Annotated in this window: 1 protein-coding gene; it reads left to right on the top strand. The window is 52.2% G+C overall.

Translation table 11 applies throughout. The annotated features are described in order from the left end of the window. Positions 1-20: 20 nt before the first annotated feature. Positions 21-974 (top strand): carbohydrate kinase family protein, encoded by a 954-nt coding sequence (locus tag ADA01nite_RS11640; protein ID WP_146810141.1) that lies wholly within the window; start codon positions 21-23, stop codon positions 972-974. The last annotated feature ends 76 nt before the right edge of the window (positions 975-1,050 follow it).

The following is a 1,050-nucleotide window of genomic DNA, read 5'->3' as shown; positions in this document are numbered from 1 at the left end:
GGATAAAGGGGACTGAGTTTATGTCAGCATTCGTTTCGGTAATAGGAACGATATTTGTCGATTGCAAGGGGTTCGCGAAACAGAATTATCAGGCCGATACGCGAAATATCGGCAGCGTACAGTTTGTGCATGGTGGCGTTGGCCGTAATGTGGTGGAGAATCTGGCCAATCTGGATGTTCCGACCGCTTTTGTATCCTCGGTGGATGAGTCTGGCCTCGGGCAGGAAGTGATGGCACGCCTTCAAGCGGCTTCGATTCGCACAGAGTATGTACAGACCCGTCCGGCGCAGGGAATGGGCATGTGGCTTGCAATTTTGGATGAGAACGGAAATCTGGCCGGCTCCATTTCCCAGATGCCGATTCTGGATGTACTGGAAACGGTGATCAAGACAAGGGGGGAAGAAGTTGTCCGCATGTCGTCGCATGTGGTGCTGGAGCTTGACTTAAACGAAACAATCGCTCGCCGGACGCTTGAGCTTGCAAAGCAGTACGAGCGTCCGGTCTACGGCATCCCCGGCAACCTTGAGGTAATCATAAAACATCCCGATTTGCTGGGTGGTCTGGAGTGCTTTATTTGTAACAACTTCGAGGCCGATATGTTTATGGCACGTGACTTTACCTTGATGGAGACGGCAGAACAATTGGAAGCGCTGGCCGACTTTACCAGGCGTACAGGCCTTGTATCTATCGTCGTGACACTGGGGGAAAAAGGCGCTGTGTATTATGACAGCCGCAGCGGACGAGCCGGACACCAACCTGTGTTCCCGGTTCGGATGATAGATTCTTCGGGTGCTGGCGATGCGTTTTTTTCCGGTACGGTAATGGGTCTGGTGCGCGGTTTGCCGCTGGAAGAAGCGGTGATCTGCGGAACCAAAGTGGCTGGTTGGACAATCCAGTGTGCAGAAAACAATTGCCCTACACTCAGAGAGAACATGCTGGGCGACGAATTTTTCCAGAGTATGATGGTAAAATAAGAAAAACAAAAAGCCAGGGCCTGCGGGCGCTGGCTTTTCGTTAGTATAGGAAAGTGTATCCGTGTGGAGCGTGGGG

Origin of the sequence: Aneurinibacillus danicus, assembly GCF_007991215.1 — a bacterium.
Classification (GTDB): domain Bacteria; phylum Bacillota; class Bacilli; order Aneurinibacillales; family Aneurinibacillaceae; genus Aneurinibacillus; species Aneurinibacillus danicus.
Note: the sequence above shows the minus strand (reverse complement) of the source record. Positions and strands in the feature narration are given on the sequence as shown.

What these genes read in the sequence shown, in the direction of transcription:
- ADA01nite_RS11640 (WP_146810141.1), top strand. Translation starts at nt 21, where the DNA reads ATGTCAGCATTCGTTTCGGTAATAGGAACGATATTTGTCGATTGCAAG.